This window comes from Azospirillum sp. 11R-A, from assembly GCF_049472615.1.
Taxonomy (GTDB): Bacteria; Pseudomonadota; Alphaproteobacteria; order Azospirillales; family Azospirillaceae; genus Azospirillum; species Azospirillum palustre.
Window position 1 is genome coordinate 46,644 of sequence record NZ_JBCEBL010000023.1, and the last position, 16,506, is coordinate 63,149.

Genomic DNA, 16,506 nt, shown 5'->3' on the forward strand with positions numbered 1-16,506 from the left:
GCGGCGGGTTACTCCGCCGCCGGCAAGGGCTCCGCCACCGGTTCGGCCTTGCGGCGGTCGTCCGGCAGCAGCAGGGCGGCGGCGAAGGCCAGGGCGGCCAGCGCCGACAGGGTCAGATAGAGCATGGTGAAGTCGCCGGTGCGCTCATAGACCCAGGCCACCAGTTGCACCGCCAGCGGACCGGCGCCGAAGGACAGGATGTATTTGGCGCCATAGGCAAGCCCGCGATGCTTGTCCGGGGTGTAGCGGGCCAGCAGCATGTTCTCCGCCGGGATCTGCGTCTGCGAGGCGATGACCACGAAGGCGGCAGCGGCGACCAGCGGCAGTTCGGCCAACACGGCGACCGCGGCCATAAGCGGAATCTGGGCCAGCAGGCAAAGTACATAGACCCGCTTCAGCGAATGCCGGTCGGCCAACACGCCGCCGATCATCTGCGGCAGTGCGGAGATGAGGTAGACCGCGGTCACCAGCCCGCCGACCCCCAGCGTGCCGCTGCCGAGCCAACCGCCCAGCCGCGCCTCGAACATCTTGGGCAGCACCACCTGCATGGCGTTGAAGATCAGCCCGGCGCAGACCATGGTCAGCGACAGCACGAAGAAGGCGCGCACCACGTCGCCGCGCGACGGCTTGGGCTGCGGCTTCACGTCGGCATGGCGGTCCTGAACCACGCCGGTCATCATCAGAAGCGCCAGCAAGACGCCCAGCACGAGGCAGATCGCACCGGGGATAATGAAGGCCATGCGCCAATTCAGCCATTGCGTCAGGCTGCCGGCGACCACCGCGGCGGTGGCGACGCCGAAGGTGCCGAACAGCCCGAGCCAGCCCATCGCCTTGCCGCGGTTCTCGGCATTCGCCATCATCCAGGCCATGCCGACGGGGTGGTAGATCGACGCCCCCAGCCCGAGCAGGGCCAGCGACCACATCAGCATCTCCGGCCCATCCGAGAATCCAGCCAGAACCGCTCCGCCGCCGGTCATCAGGTAGAAGACGGCGATCATGCCGGCCGAACTCCAGCGGTCGCCCAGCCAGCCGGCCAGCGGCGCCCCCAGCCCGATCATGAAGGCGCCCAGCGTCCACAGCCGGATCAGCTCGTCATAGGAGAGCTTCCATTCGGTCTCCAGCGCCAGCACGATGGTCAGGAACAGCGCCGACACGATGTGCATCAGCGAATGCCCGACCCACGCGAAGCCGACGGACAGCCGGGCCGAAGTTGGCGACGGCAGGGCGGCGCTGGCGGATGGGTGGCTCATCGAACGTCTCCGGCCCCGGATTTGTCCTCGCGGGGGAATGTTTCACAGGCAAGCGAAGAGCAAGGCTGGCACGGGACGGTTGAGCCGTCCAATGCGCCTGCCTCATGGCGGGCATGCCGGGTGAAAGCCCGGATCAGTCGTTAACGTTCCCGCGCATCTTCTTCACCTCCGACCGCTTGGCCTTGCCCTCCAATCGCCGTTCCTTGGAGCCTTTGGTCGGCTTGGTCGGGCGGCGGGGCGGCGGGGGAGGGGCGGCGGCTTCGCGGATCAGGTCGATCAGGCGCTCGCGGGCGTCCTCGCGGTTGCGCATCTGCGAGCGGTGGCGGTCGGCCACCAGGATCAGGACACCGTCCTGGGTCAGCCGCGACCCGGCCAGCCGCTCCAGCCGGTAGCGGACCGGGTCGGGCAGGTTGGGGGAGTTGCGCACGTCGAAGCGCAGCTGGACTGCCGTCTCGGTCTTGTTGACGTGCTGTCCGCCGGGACCGGAGGCGCGGACGAACTCCTCCTGCAACTCGCTTTCGTCCAGGCTGATGCGGGGATTGACCCGGATCATGCCGGACTCTCAAGTGGGTTGCGGGCGCGGAAGGCGCGGGCCAGCGCGGCGAAGCCGGCGACGTCGATCTCCTCCGCCCGCGCGGTGGGGACGATGCCGGTCTCCTCCAGCAGCGCCTCGGCACTGCCCAGCGACTTCAGGCTCTGGCGCAGCATCTTGCGGCGCTGGCCGAAGGCGGCGGCGGTGACCTGTTCCAGGGCGCGCCAGTCGGCCGGTTCCGGATTGGCTCGCGGCGTCAGGTGGACGACCGTGGATTCGACCTTCGGCGGTGGGGTGAAGGCGCGTGGCGGCAGGTTGAACAGCACGCGGGCGTCGGATCGCCACTGGGTGATGACCGACAGCCGGCCATAGGCCTTGCTGCCCGGCTTCGCCACCAGCCGGTCGGCGACCTCCTTCTGGAACATCAGCGTCAGGCTGACATAGGCCTCGATCCGCGCCAGCCAGCCGAGCAGCAGCGGTGTGGCGACATTGTAGGGCAGGTTGGCGACGATGGCGCGCGGCGCCGGCGCCAGTTCCTCCGGGTCGACGTTCAGGGCGTCGGCCTCGACGATGGACAGGCGGCCCTGCGAGGCCTCGATGACGTCGGCCAAAGCTTCGATGAAGCGGCGGTCGCGTTCGATGGCGATGACCTTCACCGCGTTGGTCGCCAGCAGCGCGCGGGTCAGGCCGCCGGGACCGGGGCCGACCTCGATGGCTGTGGTGCCGGCCGGCAGGTTGGCCGAGCGCGCGATCCGTCCCGTCAGGTTCAGGTCGAGCAGGAAATTCTGCCCCAGCGACTTGCGCGCCTCCAGCCCGAAGCGCGCGATCACGTCGCGCAGCGGCGGCAGGGCGTGCGGGTCGAAAGCTGCCGGAGTGGGGGCGGGAGCGGCGGGGGCGGAGATCGGGTCGGTCATCCCCGACTTATAAGGCATCCCCCGCGCGCTTCACCAGACGGCAGTTTGCAACAGGGGTCAATGCGGGGGTCAGATCAGGCGGCGCAGCGCCACCACGGCCACCACGCCGGCCACCACCGTGACAACCATCGGCACGCGCCGGGCGATCAGGCAGACGAAGGCGGCGGCCAGCGCGTCGGACGGGCGCGAGAGTGCGGCCGGCGCCACCAGGGCCACCAGCACGGCGCCCGGCGTCGCCTCCAGCGCCGCATTCGCTGCCGACCCCAGCCGCACCCGCGCGATCAGCCACGGTCCGCCGATCCGCGTCATCCAGGTGACCAGCGCCCCGCCCAGCACGATGGCGAAGACGCTCCAGTCCAGATTCAGGGCCTCAGGCATTGCGAATCCTCCCTTGCCCCTTCGCTTGGAGTGCCGCGACCGCCCCGCCAGCCACGGCGCCGGCCAGGATGTGCCAGGTTCCGCCGGACGACAGCGCATGGACCGCCAGTGCGGCGGCGGCACTCGCCAGCCAGGGCGGCAGCGATCCGACTCCGCGCCAGAGCCCGGCCAGCAGGCAGAGGAAGACGGCGATAAAGGTGAAATCCAGTCCCCAGGCGGCGGGGTCGGCGATCAATGTCCCGGCCAGCGTCCCGGCCACCGTGCTGGACAGCCATGCCAGATAGAGCGTCGCCGCCACGCCGTACCAGTAGGCCAGCGACAGCTCCGGTCCGCGGCGCAGGGCCAGCGCCCACTGCTCGTCGGTCATGAAGAACAGCGCCAGCCCGGCCCGCGCCCTGGACACGCCGCGGAAGCGCGGCTCCAGCGTCGCCCCCATCAGCAGGTGGCGCAGATTGACCAGCAGGATGGCACCCACCACCGCCAGCCCGGCGCTGCCCTTATCCAGAAGCTCGACTGCGACGAACTGGGAACTGCCGGCGAAGACCAGGGCGCTCATCAGTCCCATGTCGAGCGCCGACAGGCCGGCCTTGGCGGCGAGGCTGCCCAGAAGGAAGCCGAAGGGGATGGCGCCCGCCACGATGGGCAGACTATGGACGACACCCGACGCGAAGTCCTGCCGCGGGGATGCCGGTACGGCGAAGCTGCCCGTGCTCATTTCTGTGCTCATGGGTGGGGACGCTAGGCGGCTGCGGCGGGCGCGTCTTGGATGGGATTGCTGCCGCGGCGGTATTGGCCGGGGGAAACGCCGACCCGTCCCTTGAACACCCGGTTGAAATGCGCCTGATCGCAGAAGCCGCAGGCAAGCGCCACGTCGGCCAGCGGCAGGGCCCCCGCCAGCAGTCGCTTGGCCTGGGCGACCCGCCGGTCGGTCAGATAGCCGTGCGGGGTCGTGCCCACCGTTGCCCGGAAGACACGCAGCAGATGGAAGCGGCTGAGCCCGGCCGCCTCCGCCAGATCGGCCAGTTCGACCGCGCTGTCGAGATGGGCGTCCAGATACTCCCGCGCGCGGCGGACCGCCGCCGGCTCCTGTCCCGCCTCGCGTGGCCGCGCCGTCAGGTCGCCATGGCGCAGCGCCAATGCTGTGAAGGCGCGCAGCGCGTCGGTGTCGGTGCGCAACGGTTCGCGGTACGGCCCCTCCAGCCCATGGTGCAGGCCGCGCAGGATCTGGAACAGTTCCGGGTCGTCCAGTTCCATGGCGGAGAAATGCGGTGCGGCGGGACGGCCCAGCGCATCGGTCATCGCCTGTTCGAACAGCGCCACCGAAGGATAGAACATGCGGTAGGCATAGCCGTCCTCCGCCGGGCGGCCGTCATGCAGGATCTCCGGATCCAGCAGCACCACCTGTCCGGCCCGCGCCACCCGTTCGGTGCCGCGGCAGCGGTAAAGCTCGGTTCCGGCGGTGATCACGCCGACCACATAGGTCTCGTGCGTGTGTGGGGCGTAGCTGTGGCGCTGGAAGCGGGCGTTCAGGCATTCCATGCCGTCGAAGCGCGCCTCCCGCCACAGCCGGGCGAAGTCGCCGCCGCCGGTTGCCGTCCGGTTCAATGAAGGATCTAGGGCGGATTGCTGGTCCATGCCGCAGTCTAACAGGCGGGCGCCCCGGTCGTCTTGGACAGGATTGCTGGCGGGAGCCTCATGCAGCGGCTGCGTTACACACTGTTACACAGCGTCAGCCTGGCCGATATCGTCCGGTTACAGTCGCGCGCGATCATGGCCGCCAACAAGAAACGACACCGGATCGAGAGCGACTGCCATGACCGTTTCCAACATGACCAATTCCAAGAGTTCCAATCCCAACACGAGCATTTCCAGGACCATGACCCGCGACGTGGTGACGCCCGTCACCATCGTCACCTTCGTCGTGTCCACCGTGACCGGCATCATGCTGCTTCTGCATTGGAACGCCGGGCTGGTGCGCTTCTCGCACGAATGGCTGAGCGTGGTGTTCTCCGCCATCGCGCTGTGGCATCTGGCGAAGAACTGGCGCGCCTTCATGGGCTATCTGAAGCGGCACGCCGCCCGGGCGGCCTTCGCCGCCAGCCTGATCGTCTCGGTGGTCTTCACCGGCATGACCGGCACCACCGGGGGCGGCGGGGCCAATCCGGGGGCGGTGTTCGGCGCCCTGTCCGGGGCACGTCTCGAAGCCGCCGCTCCGGCGCTGGGGCTGGCGCCCGACAAGGCGGTGGAGGTGCTGAAGGCTGCGAACATCGACGCCGCACCGGGCGAGACGCTGACCGTGATCGGGGAGCGTGCCGGAAAGACCGGTGCGGCAATCGCCAGCATGCTGGCGGTGAAGCGGGCACGCTGAGGGGCGTGGAAGTCCCCCTCGTCCCGATGGGAGGAGGGGGAACTGCCGGGGTGGCGAGGGCGGTTACGACGCCTTCGCGGTCTTCTTCTTCGGCGCGGCGGCCTCGGCGGGGGCATCCTTCGCAGCCTTGGCCTTGGTCGCCTTCTTGGCGGCCGGCTTCTTGGCCGCAGTCTTCGCCGGGGCCTTCGCCTTGGCGGGCTTCTCCGCCTCCGCACTCTCCGCCTTGGCCGGTTCGGCATCCTTGGCCGCCTTGCCGCCCTTCTTGGCGGCATCCTTGGCGACCTTGGCGTCGATCAGTTCCAGCGCCTGCTCCAGCGTGACGCTGTCCGGCTCGGTCCCCTTAGGGATCGAGGCGTAGACGCTGGCGTGCTTCACATAAGGCCCGAAGCGGCCCGACCCCATGGTGATCGGCTTGCCGGTCTTCGGGTGGTCACCCAGAGTCTTGGCCGGGGCCGACGCCTTCTTAGCGGCACCGGCCAGCAGGTCGACGGCGCGGTTGATGCCGATGGTCAGCACGTCGTCATCGGGGGTCAGCGACTTGTAGACGCTGCCATGCTTCAGGTAGGGACCGAAGCGGCCGATGCCGGCGCTGATCTCCTCGGCCGTTTCCGGATGGTTGCCGATGACGCGGGGCAGGGCCAGCAACTTCAGCGCGGTGTCGAGATCGACGTCGGCCGCGGCCATGCCCTTGGGCAGGGAAACCCGCTTGGGCTTCGGCGCCTCGTCCTTCTTCTTTTTCTTCGCCTTCGGCTTCTTGCCGTCCGCCGCAGGCTCCTCCGCGGGCGGCTCCTCCACCGGAGGGGTGGCAGCAGAGGGCGCCGGGCCGAGCTGGATGTAGGCGCCGTAGGGGCCGCGGCGCACCGTCACCGGCAGGCCGGTCTCCGGATCGTTGCCCAGCTCGCGCGGGCCTTCCTGCGCCTCGCCGTTCTCGTCGTTGGCGACGGCCAGCGGCCGGGTGTAGCGGCATTCCGGATAGCGCGAGCAGCCGATGAAGGCGCCCATCTTGCCCAGCTTCAGCCCCAGCCGGCCCTCGCGGCAGACCGGGCAGACGCGCGGGTCATGGCCGTCCTCGGTGGCGGCCGGGAAGAAATGGGCGCCCAGCTCGTTGTCGAGCGTGGTCAGGACCTGGGTGATCGTCAGGTCCTTGGTGCCGTTCACCGCCACGTCGAAGGCGGTCCAGAAATCGCGCAGGACGGTCTTCCAGTCGATCTTGCCGTCGGAGATTTCGTCCAGCTGGTTCTCCAGCTCCGCCGTGAAATTGTACTCCACATAGCGGTGGAAGAAGTTCTCCAGGAAGGCGGTGACCAGCCGGCCGCGGTCTTCGGGGATGAAACGCCGCTTGTCCAGCCGCACGTAATTGCGGTCCTGCAGCACCTGAAGGATCGAGGCGTAGGTCGACGGGCGGCCGATCCCCAGCTCCTCCAGCTTCTTGACGAGGCTGGCTTCGGAATAGCGCGGCGGCGGCTGGGTGAAATGCTGTTCCGGGTCGATGTCGCCGCGGGAAAGATCGTCGCCCTGGTCCATGGCCGGCAGCCGGCGTTCCTGCTGGTCGTCCTCGGCCGCGTCGTCGCGGTCCTCCTGATAGACCTTCAGGAAGCCGTCGAACACGACGATGGAGCCGGTAGCGCGCAGCACCACGTCCTTGGACGGGCTGGCGATGTCGACCGCCACCTGATCCAGCACGGCGCTTTCCATCTGGCTGGCCAGCGTACGTTTCCAGATCAGCTCGTAGAGCCGCAGCTCGTCACTTCCCAGATAGCCGGCCACCGAGTCGGGGCGGCGGTGCAGGTCGGTCGGCCGGATGGCCTCGTGGGCCTCCTGGGCGTTCTTGGCGGCGGTCTTGTAGACGCGCGGCTGGGCCGGAACGTAGCGCTCGCCATAGTGCGATCCGATCAGGCCGCGGGCGCCGTCGATGGCCTCCTGCGACAGGCTGACGCCGTCGGTTCGCATATAGGTGATGAGGCCGACCGTCTCGCCGCCGATGTCCACGCCCTCATACAGCTTCTGCGCCGTGCGCATGGTGCGGGTGGCGCCGAAGCCCAGCTTGCGCGAGGCCTCCTGCTGCAGGGTGGAGGTGGTGAAGGGCGGCGACGGGTTGCGGCGGCTCTGCTTGCGCTCCACCGTCGAGACGGCGAAAGCCTGCGGACGGATCCGCGCCACCGCAGCCTCGGCGACCTCGCGGTTGGGCAGGCCGAACTTGTCGAGGCGCTTGCCGTCCAACTGGGTCAGCGACGCGGTGAAGGAGGAACCGGCCGGCGTGGTGAAGCCCACCGCGATCGACCAGTATTCCTGCGGCTTGAAGACCTCGATCTCCGACTCGCGCTCGCAGATCAAGCGCAGCGCCACCGACTGCACGCGGCCGGCCGATTTGGAGCCCGGCAGCTTGCGCCACAGCACGGGCGACAGGGTAAAGCCGACCAGATAATCCAGGGCGCGGCGCGCCAGATAGGCGTCGACCAGTTCCTGCGACACGGCGCGCGGGTTGGCCATGGCGGTCTGGACGGCCGACTTGGTGATCTCGTTGAAGGTGACGCGCTGGACGTCGCGGTTGTCGGACAGATGCTTTTCGCGAAGGAGTTCGGACAGATGCCAGGCGATGGCCTCTCCCTCGCGATCCGGATCGGTTGCGAGGTAGATGCGGTCGGCCGACTTCACCGCCTTGGCGATCTCGTCGATGTGGCGCTTGGAGCGGTCGCCCAGCTCCCACTCCATCGCGAAGTCTTCGTCCGGGCGCACCGAGCCGTCCCGGGCCGGTAGGTCGCGGACATGGCCGAAGCTGGCGATGACGGTGTAGTCGTCGCCCAGATACTTGTTGATGGTCTTCGCCTTGGCCGGCGATTCGACGATGACGACGTTGCTGCCCGGCAAGAAACCAGCCCTTCGCGTATGCCCACTCAAACCAAGGCGGCGCCGATCAGGCGAGAGAGACCTGATGACCGGGAAGACGCTGGACTCGGCCGGCAAGCTCAAGTTCCAGAACCACGGTCAGCACCACCGGAGCGGACAATTGGCACCCGCGAACGAGTTCGTCAATGGTGACGGGCGAGGGACTGAGGTTTTCCAGCACCACGGCACGCGCCTTGGCAAGGTCGGATTCGTCGGGTTCCATCGCTCGGCCATGGGTGAGGGCGGGTGTGCTGAACAGGTCGGGCTGCCGTTCCGCCAGCGTCGGCGGGCGCAGGGGTTCGATGGCGCGCAGCACGTCGTCGCTGCGCTCCACCAGCGTGGCGCCCTGGCGCAGCAGGTTATTGGTGCCATGGCAGCGGGGGTCGAGCGGAGAGCCCGGCACCGCCATCACCTCGCGTCCCTGCTCCAGTGCCATCCGCGCGGTGATCAGCGAACCGGAGCGCAAGGCCGCCTCCACCACCAGCACCCCCAGCGACAGGCCGGAGATCAGGCGGTTGCGGCGCGGGAAGTGGCGGGCCTGCGGCTGGGTGCCGATGGCGCTTTCCGCCACCACCACGCCCTGCGCCAGGATGTCGCGGTACAGCCCCTCATTCTCCGGCGGATAGACGACGTCGATGCCGCCGGCCAGCACCGCGGCGGTGCCGCTGGCCAGCGCGCCGGCATGGGCGGCGGTGTCGATGCCGCGGGCCAGGCCGGAAACCACCAGCAGCCCGGCAGTCCCGAGGTCCCGCGCCAGCGATTCGGCGAATTTCTTGCCGTTCAGCGAAGCGTTCCGCGCTCCGATGATGGCGACCGCGCGCCGTTGCAGCAGATGGGCGTGACCCATGATCGAGATCACCGGCGGGGCATCGTCCACCGCGGCCAGCGGTTCCGGGTAATCCGGTTCGCAGGCGCAGAGCAGACGGGCGCCGAAGCGGCGGTTGGCCTGCATCTCCCGCTCCGCCTCGGCCTTGGAGGCGATGCGCAACGGCTTGGCCCGTCCGCCGCGCCGCGCCAGATCCGGCAGCATGTCGAGCGCCTTGGCGGCGCTGCCATACTGGTCCAGCAGGCGGTGAAAGGTGATCGGCCCGACATTCTCCGTTCGGATGAGGCGGATCCAGTCGAGCCGTTCGGCGTCGGTCAAAGGGCGGCGCGGTTGTGTCATGTCGGAAACATTTACAACCTGATATCGGCCCGTTCAACATACATTCGCACCAATTCGCGATTGGCGCGATATTTCTGCTCCTGGATGGGTCGGCGCTGCTGTGGCTGTAGGGAGACCCATGAACGGCTTCGGCGGCACGCTGGCGCGAAACAATTTTATCTTATTATGGTAATAAAATTTCAGATTCGAGGAAAAGTTAAGATATTAGATTTGGTTTATCTTTGCGACATTCCCACAATGTCTATGGTTACTGGTCTTTTATGACAGTCAGATGCTTCGTGGTTCATGAAAGTTGTCACAACATGACAGATTTATCCTTATGGAGTTCTCTGCGATTATCGCTATCATTCGCGTACATAATAGAGTACTCACGCGGGGTGGCCGATGTTCGGACGGGGAAAACACACTCTGGCGCTCAAGCGCAAGATGGCGGCGCTCGATGCTTTGCGCGCCAAGGTGATGGTGGCGGATGCCGATCTGACCATCGTCCATGTCAACCCCGCCGTGGTCGAGCTGCTGCGCGAGGCGGAGGGCGATTTGCGCAAGGAGTTGCCGCGCCTGGACGTCAGTCGTCTGGTCGGCAGCAACATCGACGTCTTCCACAAGAACCCCAGTCATCAGCGCACCATGCTGGCGTCGCTGACCAAGCCGCACAGCGCCACGATCAAGGTCGGCGGGCATCAGTTCGACCTGCTGGTCACGCCGCTGACCGAAGACGGCCAGCGCATCGGTTTCGTCGTCGAATGGGCCGACGCCAAGGATCGGCTGCAAAATCTCGACTATGCCGCCCAGATGACGGCGATCAACCGGTCGCAGGCGGTGATCGAGTTCACCACCGAGGGTATCATCACCAGGGCCAACGACAATTTCCTGAAGGTGATGGGCTATCGCCTGGACGAGGTCGTTGGCAAGAACCACAGCATGTTCGTCGAGACCGCATACCGCGACAGCGCGGATTATGCCCGTTTCTGGGAAACGCTGCGGCGGGGCGAATTCCAGGCGGCGCAGTACAAGCGGATCGCCAAATCCGGCAAGCCCGTGTGGATCGAGGGCGCCTACAACCCGATCCTCGACGAGACGGGGCGGATCGTCAAAGTGGTCAAGTTCGCCGTCGATGTGACCGCGCAGGTCTCGTTGCTGAACAACCTCAAGATCATGATCGACAAGAACTTCGGCGAGGTCGATCGGGCGCTCCGCCTGTCGATGGGAGAGGCGGAGTCTGCCAACCACGCCGCGGGTTCGACCTCCGCCAGCGTCCAGGCGGTGGCCGCGAGTGCGGAGGAGTTGGTCGCCTCCATCGGCGAGATTTCCCAGAGCATGACCCGCGCCCGCGCGGCGACCGACGGCGCCTTCGACCGCACGGTGACGGTGGCGGAAAGCACCGACCGGCTGGCGGCGGCGGCCCAGGCGATGAACGGCATCGTCGGGATGATCAACAGCATCGCCGGCCAGATCAACCTGCTGGCGCTGAACGCCACCATCGAAGCGGCCCGCGCCGGAGAGGCGGGGAAGGGCTTCGCCGTCGTCGCCTCGGAGGTGAAGAACCTCGCCAACCAGGCCGGCAAGGCGACCGAGCAGATCTCCGCCGAGATCGAAGGCATCCAGTCCACCTCGACCGAGGTCGCCACTGCGTTGAGCGCCATCCGCGAAGCCGTCGCGGCGGTGCGGGAGCATGTGACCGGCACGGCGTCGGCGGTGGAGGAGCAGAGCGCCGTCACCCAGAACATGTCATCCAACATGCAGAGCGCGTCGGCCGCCGTGGCGACCGTCACCTCCAACGTCGCCGCCATCTCCAGCGCGGTCAGCCAGGTGTCCGGCGCGGTCGAAAGGACCAAGGAGGCGGCGCACGTTCTCGTGCGGTGACGCACGGGCGCGGCCACGGATACGAGGGCCGGGCGCCGTACCCACGACGCCCGGCCGTTCGCGTCCGTCAGCGTCTATGGAATGTCGGCGGCCGCTTCTCGAAGAAGGCGGTGATTCCTTCCTTCGCTTCGCCATGGTGCAGGGCTTCGACGAACAGGTCGCTTTCGCGGGCAAGCTGGGTGGCGAAGCTGCCATAGGCCAGCTCCATCAGCTTCTTGGCCCGGCCCATGGCACCGCTCGGCCCTTCGGCGATGGTCCCGGCCCAGGCGATGGCCTCGGCCAGCGCCTGTCCGGGGGCGGTGACGCGGTTGACCACGCCGGCCGCATGCAGACGCGCGGCATCGACGGGGCCGCCGGTCAGCATCAGCTCGGCATAGAGCTGTGGCGGCAGCGCGCGGGCGAGGGAGGCGGAAGCGCCGCCGTCGGCGGTCAGCCCGACCTTGACATAGGCGGTCAGGAACTGCGCGTCTTCCGCCGCGACGATCAGGTCGCAGGCCAGCGCCAGCGAGAAGCCGGCACCGGCGGCCGGACCCTCCACCGCGGCGACAATCGGCTTTGGGCATTCGCGCATGGCGCGGACCCAGCCGTGAAAGCGCTCGATGCCGTCCCGGTTCTCCGAGCGTGACCGGCTGCCATGGTGATAGAGATTGTTCAGATGCCCGCCCGAACTGAAGGCGCCACCGGCGCCGGTCAACACGATGGCGCCGATGCCGGAGTCGTGCGTCGCCTCGTCCAGCGCATCGCGGCCGTCGGCCATCATCTTCAAACCAAGCGCGTTGCGGGTGCCGGCGTCGCTCATGGTCAGCACCATGACGCGGCCCTGGCGTTCAACCGTCATGCTGCCGGTATCCTGACGTTCGTTCATGGTCGTTTCTTCCCCGGTTGTCGTTGTCCGGCAGACGGATCCTCGCCGGATGGTGGAATGACTGTGCCAGTTGGGGAACGATGCTCCAATCCGTCCGACCGGTATAGGAGCGTCCCCGATGCCGCGGGAAACCGCTGTTTTTCCGGAATATCCCTTCCTACATTGGGGTGAGACCTATCGCCGCGCAAAGCCGTGGTGGCGTGGGACTGCGGCACCTGATTGTGCGGGGGGCAGGGCATGGCGCTGGCGGTGGACCGGCATGGCCGGGGCGGGAGAGGGGGACCGATCGTCGCCATGGCCGCTCCGCCTTATGCCAACCGTACCGTGATCCTGGTCTGCGTGCTGGCCTTCGTCCTGCGGCTGCCGCCGGAATCCTTCGCCTTCGTCCCCGCCTATTTCTTCGGAACGGTCGAGCTGGCCGGGCCGCTGCCCACCGGTGCGTTGTGGCGCGGGCTGTTCGGCCATGTGCTGGTCCATGGCGACCTCACGCATCTGCTGTCCAACATGGCGGTGCTGTGGCTGCTGGGCGATGTGGTGGAGCGGGAGGTCGGCCGTCTCCGCTATCTGCTGCTGTTCCTTGCCGGAACGGTGGCGGCGGCGCTGACGGAGGGGCTGCTGGCCGCCGACCGGATGGCGCCGCTGATCGGGGCGAGCGGGGCGATCTGCGCGCTGATGGGAGCCTTCCTGTGGTTGCGACCGCGTGCCGGCCTGCTGTCGCGGCGTCTGCCGCGGCGGCTGGTGCAGGGGGCGATCCTGGTTTTCGCACTGCTGAACGCGGCGATGACGCTCGTGCCGCTGAACGCCGAGTCCCCGATGGCCGAGGTCGGCTGGGGCGCCCACGTCGGCGGACTGGCCGCCGGGCTGCTGCTGGGCGCCTTGCTGATCCTGCCCAGGCGAAGCCGGGCGAACGGCGGGCTTTAGGACGTGCCTTGAACGGTTGCATTCGACGCCGGTCACCGAAATACTCGCGCGATCTTCAGCGGGAGACGGCGGTTCATGAGCGACGGCAAGAGTGGCGAGACTGTTCTGGGCGTAATCGGCGGCAGCGGCCTGTACGACATCGACGGGCTGGAGAACACCCGCTGGGTCAAGGTGACGACCCCCTTCGGCGATCCGTCCGACGAACTGCTGACCGGCGAGCTGGCGGGCCGGAAACTGGTCTTCCTGCCGCGCCACGGCCGCGGCCACCGCATCCCGCCGTCGGAGCTGAACTTCTGCGCCAACATCCATGCGTTGAAACAGCTGGGCGTGACCGAGATCCTGTCGGTCTCGGCGGTCGGCTCGCTGAAGGAGCATCTGCCGCCCGGCACCTTCGTGGTGATCGACCAGTTCATCGACCGCACCTTCGCCCGCGACAAGACCTTCTTCGGCAGCGGGCTGGTCGCCCATGTGGCGCTGGGCCATCCGGTCTGCGGGCGGCTGGGCGACCTGATCGAGGAGGCGCTGGCCGAGCTGGACATTCCGCACCAGCGGCGCGGCACCTACATGGTGATGGAAGGGCCGCAATTCTCCACCGTCGCCGAATCGAACCTCTACCGCAGCTGGGGCTGCGACGTCATCGGCATGACCAACATGCCGGAGGCCAAGCTCGCCCGCGAGGCGGAGATGTGCTACGCGACCGTCGCCATGGTCACCGATTACGATTGCTGGCACGAGGGGCACGACCATGTCTCGGTCGATGCGGTGATCCGCGTGGTGGTCGCCAATGCCGGCAAGGCCCGCTCTCTGGTGGCGGCGCTGGCGCCGAAGGTGGCGCAGCGCGAGGGGCTATGCGCCCAGGGCTGCCACACGGCGCTCGACAACGCCATCATGACGGCGCCCAGCCACCGCGATCCGGCGATGCTGGAAAAGCTGTCGCTGATCGTGAAGCGCACACTGGGCTGAACCGTTGCCGACGGGGTGAAAAGGCACTATTTTTGGGGCGGGCGTACCGGGGCCGTAATCCCCGGCACGCCCGCCCGATCAGCGGTTCAGGTATTCAAGCAGCAGCTTGACCACCTGCAACAGCAGGATCAGGAGAGTGAGGATTTTGTCCATCCTCTTGCCCTCCGTCAGTGCGGCGCGGGCGGTGGCCATTCCGCCGCCCCGACCGCGCGGCAAACATGCCAAGCATCCCGATCTGCTGGAAGCCGCAAGTTGCATGCAAATGCATTTGTTCGCCCTTGCGCGTGGACGGCGACTGTCGGCGGAACCGCTGGCATCGTGAGGTCGCTACGGCCAAGCCCATGAACGAAAGTAGGGGTGGGTGCCGTTTCGCCCGTCGCATATATCATCGGTACATGTAACCATTCAGGCAACGGCAAGACGGTTCTGCGGTTGATCGATACGGCTGATGGCTGTTCGCCAGAGCGAATGCACGATCCCCGTGTCATCCTGCAATGCATTGCTTCGATAAATCCCGGATAGAGCGATGGCCACTTGGCATCGCTTCAGTCGCGCATGCGCACTGTATTTTTCACGCGACGAAATAAAACCGGAATGGAAGCTATGCAATTTAACGAATTGTCGGACAGCCGTTGCGATTTCTAGGATTGTTCGGACACCATAGTGTCTTGTGTTCGGCAAATGGCGTCATCGCTCAACCGGCGCCATGGCCATAACGATGAGGAAACGTTCATGAAGCGTCGTTCCTTCCTGACCTCCGCCGGTGTCGGCGTCGCCGCCAGCACCCTGGCGGCCCCCGCCATCGCGCAGAGCCAGCCGGAGATCCATTGGCGTCTGGCGTCCAGCTTCCCCAAGAGCCTGGACACGATTTACGGTGCAGCCGACACCATTGCCGCCCGTGTCGCCGCCGCGACCGACGGGAAGTTCACCATCCGCCCCTTCGCCGCCGGTGAGATCGTCCCCGGCCTGCAGGTGCTGGATGCGGTGCAGAACGGCACGGTCGAGTGCGGCCACACCGCCAGCTATTACTATGTCGGCAAGGATCCGACCTTCACCTTCGACGCGACGGTGCCCTTCGGCCTGAACGCCCGCCAGCAGAATGCCTGGATCTACAATGGCGGCGGCATGGCCCTGCTGCGCGAGTTCTTCGACGGCTATGGCGTCATGAACTTCCCGGCCGGCAACACCGGCGTGCAGATGGGCGGCTGGTTCCGCAAGGAGATCAAGACCGTCGAGGACCTGAAGGGCCTGAAGTTCCGCATCGGCGGCTTCGCCGGGCAGGTTCTGGCCAAGCTGGGCACGGTGCCGCAGCAGATCGCCGGCGGCGACATCTATCCGTCGCTGGAAAAGGGCACCATCGACGCCGCCGAGTGGATCGGCCCCTATGACGATGAGAAGCTCGGCTTCAACAAGGTCGCCAAGTACTACTATTATCCGGGCTGGTGGGAAGGCGGGCTGAACGTCTCGCTGCTGGTCAACAAGCAGCAGTGGGAACAACTGCCCAAGCAGTACAAGGCCGTTCTTGAGGCTGCCTGCTTCGAGGCCAACCTGACCATGAACGCCAAGTACGATGCGGAAAACCCGGCGGCGCTGCGTCGTCTGGTCGCCGGCGGCGCCCAGCTGCGTCCCTTCCCGCGCGAGGTGATGGAAGCCTGCTACAAGGCCGCCACCGAGCTGTATGAGGAGACCGCCAAGACCAACCCGAAGTTCGCAAAGATCTACGAGCCGTGGAAGAAGTTCCGCGACGACGAATATCTGTGGTTCCGGGTGGCCGAGAACTCCTTCGACAATTTCGCCTTCACCGCCGGCCTGAAGCGCTGACGGCATCGGGTGAAGCTTGCGGCCCCCGCATCCCGTCCCGGATGCGGGGGCTTTTTTCCAGGCCTGCTCCTGTCAGGCCGGGCGGCCGGGGGCCAGCAGGTTGGCGATCATGGTCTGCACCACCTCGTCATTCTGGTTGAAGGTGGTGGTCTTTACCCGCAGCACGCCCTGGTCGGGCCGCTTGGCGGAACGCCGGGCCTCCAGCACCTCCATCTCGATGCGCAGCACGTCGCCGGGACGGGTCGGACGCGGCCAGCTTATCTGGTCGACCCCCATGCCGATATAGCCGCCGGCCAACTCGGCGTTGCTGCCCACGATCATCCGCATCGTCATCCCGGCGGTGTGCCAGCCGCTGGCGGCCAGTCCGCGGAACAGCGTGTCCTTCGCCGTTTCGGCGTCCAGGTGGAACGGCTGCGGGTCGAATTTTTCGGCATAGGCGACGATTTCCGCCGCATTGACCGTGACCGGTCCGCCGGTAAAGCGGTCGCCCGCCGCGACATCCTCGAAATAGCGCATCCCCCGGAACTCCATTCTTGACGATACAGACCTGTCTCTTCATTGCGATGGTAGAGACAGGTCT

Annotated in this window: 15 protein-coding genes; 5 read left to right on the forward strand and 10 right to left on the reverse strand. The window is 67.1% G+C overall.

Features of this window, described 5'->3' with window-relative positions:
• Positions 1–8 precede the first annotated feature (8 nt).
• The 6 genes from VH569_RS25510 to VH569_RS25535 form a co-directional block, all read right to left on the reverse strand.
• Positions 9–1,250 carry an MFS transporter gene (locus tag VH569_RS25510; RefSeq protein WP_423318977.1) on the reverse strand — a complete coding sequence of 414 codons (1,242 nt, stop codon included), beginning with the start codon at positions 1,248–1,250 and terminating at the stop codon, positions 9–11.
• Between the two features lie 133 nt (positions 1,251–1,383).
• Positions 1,384–1,803, reverse strand: a complete 420-nt coding sequence (arfB, locus tag VH569_RS25515) for an alternative ribosome rescue aminoacyl-tRNA hydrolase ArfB (RefSeq protein ID WP_423318978.1) — start codon at positions 1,801–1,803, stop codon at positions 1,384–1,386.
• Positions 1,800–2,696 carry a 16S rRNA (adenine(1518)-N(6)/adenine(1519)-N(6))-dimethyltransferase RsmA gene (gene rsmA / locus VH569_RS25520; RefSeq protein ID WP_423318980.1) on the reverse strand — a complete coding sequence of 299 codons (897 nt, stop codon included), beginning with the start codon at positions 2,694–2,696 and terminating at the stop codon, positions 1,800–1,802. Before rsmA ends, arfB begins: the two co-directional genes overlap by 4 nt.
• Before the next feature lie 69 nt (positions 2,697–2,765).
• A complete protein-coding gene (locus tag VH569_RS25525) occupies positions 2,766–3,074 on the reverse strand; it encodes an AzlD family protein (protein ID WP_423318982.1) in 309 nt (102 codons plus the stop codon).
• Positions 3,067–3,789 (reverse strand): AzlC family ABC transporter permease, encoded by a 723-nt coding sequence (locus VH569_RS25530; protein WP_423318984.1) that lies wholly within the window; start codon positions 3,787–3,789, stop codon positions 3,067–3,069. The genes VH569_RS25525 and VH569_RS25530 overlap by 8 nt, the downstream gene beginning before the upstream one ends.
• 23 nt (positions 3,790–3,812) lie before the next feature.
• Positions 3,813–4,679 carry an AraC family transcriptional regulator gene (locus VH569_RS25535; protein WP_423318986.1) on the reverse strand — a complete coding sequence of 289 codons (867 nt, stop codon included), beginning with the start codon at positions 4,677–4,679 and terminating at the stop codon, positions 3,813–3,815.
• 208 nt (positions 4,680–4,887) lie between these two features.
• Between VH569_RS25535 and VH569_RS25540 the strand changes: the two genes are divergently transcribed.
• Complete coding sequence (locus tag VH569_RS25540) at positions 4,888–5,442, forward strand: DUF4405 domain-containing protein (protein WP_423318988.1); 555 nt, start codon at positions 4,888–4,890, stop codon at positions 5,440–5,442.
• A gap of 63 nt (positions 5,443–5,505) precedes the next feature.
• On the opposite strand, the gene topA is transcribed toward VH569_RS25540, so the two are convergent.
• Both topA and dprA read right to left on the reverse strand, forming a co-directional pair.
• Positions 5,506–8,310, reverse strand: a complete 2,805-nt coding sequence (topA, locus tag VH569_RS25545) for a type I DNA topoisomerase (protein WP_423318990.1) — start codon at positions 8,308–8,310, stop codon at positions 5,506–5,508.
• 46 nt (positions 8,311–8,356) lie between these two features.
• Complete coding sequence (dprA, locus tag VH569_RS25550; protein ID WP_423318992.1) at positions 8,357–9,493, reverse strand: DNA-processing protein DprA; 1,137 nt, start codon at positions 9,491–9,493, stop codon at positions 8,357–8,359.
• Positions 9,494–9,877: 384 nt separating this feature from the next.
• On the opposite strand from dprA, the gene VH569_RS25555 reads away from it, so the two are divergent.
• Positions 9,878–11,356, forward strand: a complete 1,479-nt coding sequence (locus VH569_RS25555) for a methyl-accepting chemotaxis protein (RefSeq protein WP_423318994.1) — start codon at positions 9,878–9,880, stop codon at positions 11,354–11,356.
• A gap of 67 nt (positions 11,357–11,423) precedes the next feature.
• On the opposite strand, the gene VH569_RS25560 is transcribed toward VH569_RS25555, so the two are convergent.
• Positions 11,424–12,221 carry an oxepin-CoA hydrolase, alternative type gene (locus VH569_RS25560; RefSeq protein WP_423318995.1) on the reverse strand — a complete coding sequence of 266 codons (798 nt, stop codon included), beginning with the start codon at positions 12,219–12,221 and terminating at the stop codon, positions 11,424–11,426.
• A gap of 237 nt (positions 12,222–12,458) precedes the next feature.
• Here VH569_RS25560 and VH569_RS25565 point away from each other — a divergent pair, with 237 nt between their 5' ends.
• The 3 genes from VH569_RS25565 to VH569_RS25575 all read left to right on the forward strand — a co-directional run bounded on the left by VH569_RS25565 (position 12,459) and on the right by VH569_RS25575 (position 15,926).
• A complete protein-coding gene (locus tag VH569_RS25565; RefSeq protein ID WP_423318997.1) occupies positions 12,459–13,142 on the forward strand; it encodes a rhomboid family intramembrane serine protease in 684 nt (227 codons plus the stop codon).
• Positions 13,143–13,217: 75 nt separating this feature from the next.
• On the forward strand, positions 13,218–14,105 hold the full coding sequence (locus VH569_RS25570) for an S-methyl-5'-thioadenosine phosphorylase (RefSeq protein WP_423318999.1): 888 nt from the start codon (positions 13,218–13,220) through the stop codon (positions 14,103–14,105).
• Positions 14,106–14,837: 732 nt separating this feature from the next.
• Positions 14,838–15,926 carry a TRAP transporter substrate-binding protein gene (locus VH569_RS25575; RefSeq protein WP_423319000.1) on the forward strand — a complete coding sequence of 363 codons (1,089 nt, stop codon included), beginning with the start codon at positions 14,838–14,840 and terminating at the stop codon, positions 15,924–15,926.
• 72 nt (positions 15,927–15,998) lie between these two features.
• On the opposite strand, the gene VH569_RS25580 is transcribed toward VH569_RS25575, so the two are convergent.
• Entirely contained in the window at positions 15,999–16,442 is a 444-nt protein-coding gene (locus VH569_RS25580) for a MaoC family dehydratase (RefSeq protein WP_423319002.1), read from the reverse strand.
• Positions 16,443–16,506: the final 64 nt, after the last annotated feature.

Bases quoted from the DNA above. Each gene is read 5' to 3' on its own strand.
- VH569_RS25510 (WP_423318977.1), bottom strand. From the start codon at position 1,250: ATGAGCCACCCATCCGCCAGCGCCGCCCTGCCGTCGCCAACTTCGGCC.
- arfB (WP_423318978.1), bottom strand. From the start codon at position 1,803: ATGATCCGGGTCAATCCCCGCATCAGCCTGGACGAAAGCGAGTTGCAG.
- rsmA (WP_423318980.1), bottom strand. From the start codon at position 2,696: ATGACCGACCCGATCTCCGCCCCCGCCGCTCCCGCCCCCACTCCGGCA.
- VH569_RS25525 (WP_423318982.1), bottom strand. From the start codon at position 3,074: ATGCCTGAGGCCCTGAATCTGGACTGGAGCGTCTTCGCCATCGTGCTG.
- VH569_RS25530 (WP_423318984.1), bottom strand. From the start codon at position 3,789: ATGAGCACGGGCAGCTTCGCCGTACCGGCATCCCCGCGGCAGGACTTC.
- VH569_RS25540 (WP_423318988.1), top strand. From the start codon at position 4,888: ATGACCGTTTCCAACATGACCAATTCCAAGAGTTCCAATCCCAACACG.
- dprA (WP_423318992.1), bottom strand. From the start codon at position 9,493: ATGACACAACCGCGCCGCCCTTTGACCGACGCCGAACGGCTCGACTGG.
- VH569_RS25555 (WP_423318994.1), top strand. From the start codon at position 9,878: ATGTTCGGACGGGGAAAACACACTCTGGCGCTCAAGCGCAAGATGGCG.
- VH569_RS25560 (WP_423318995.1), bottom strand. From the start codon at position 12,221: ATGAACGAACGTCAGGATACCGGCAGCATGACGGTTGAACGCCAGGGC.
- VH569_RS25565 (WP_423318997.1), top strand. From the start codon at position 12,459: ATGGCGCTGGCGGTGGACCGGCATGGCCGGGGCGGGAGAGGGGGACCG.
- VH569_RS25570 (WP_423318999.1), top strand. From the start codon at position 13,218: ATGAGCGACGGCAAGAGTGGCGAGACTGTTCTGGGCGTAATCGGCGGC.
- VH569_RS25575 (WP_423319000.1), top strand. From the start codon at position 14,838: ATGAAGCGTCGTTCCTTCCTGACCTCCGCCGGTGTCGGCGTCGCCGCC.
- VH569_RS25580 (WP_423319002.1), bottom strand. From the start codon at position 16,442: ATGCGCTATTTCGAGGATGTCGCGGCGGGCGACCGCTTTACCGGCGGA.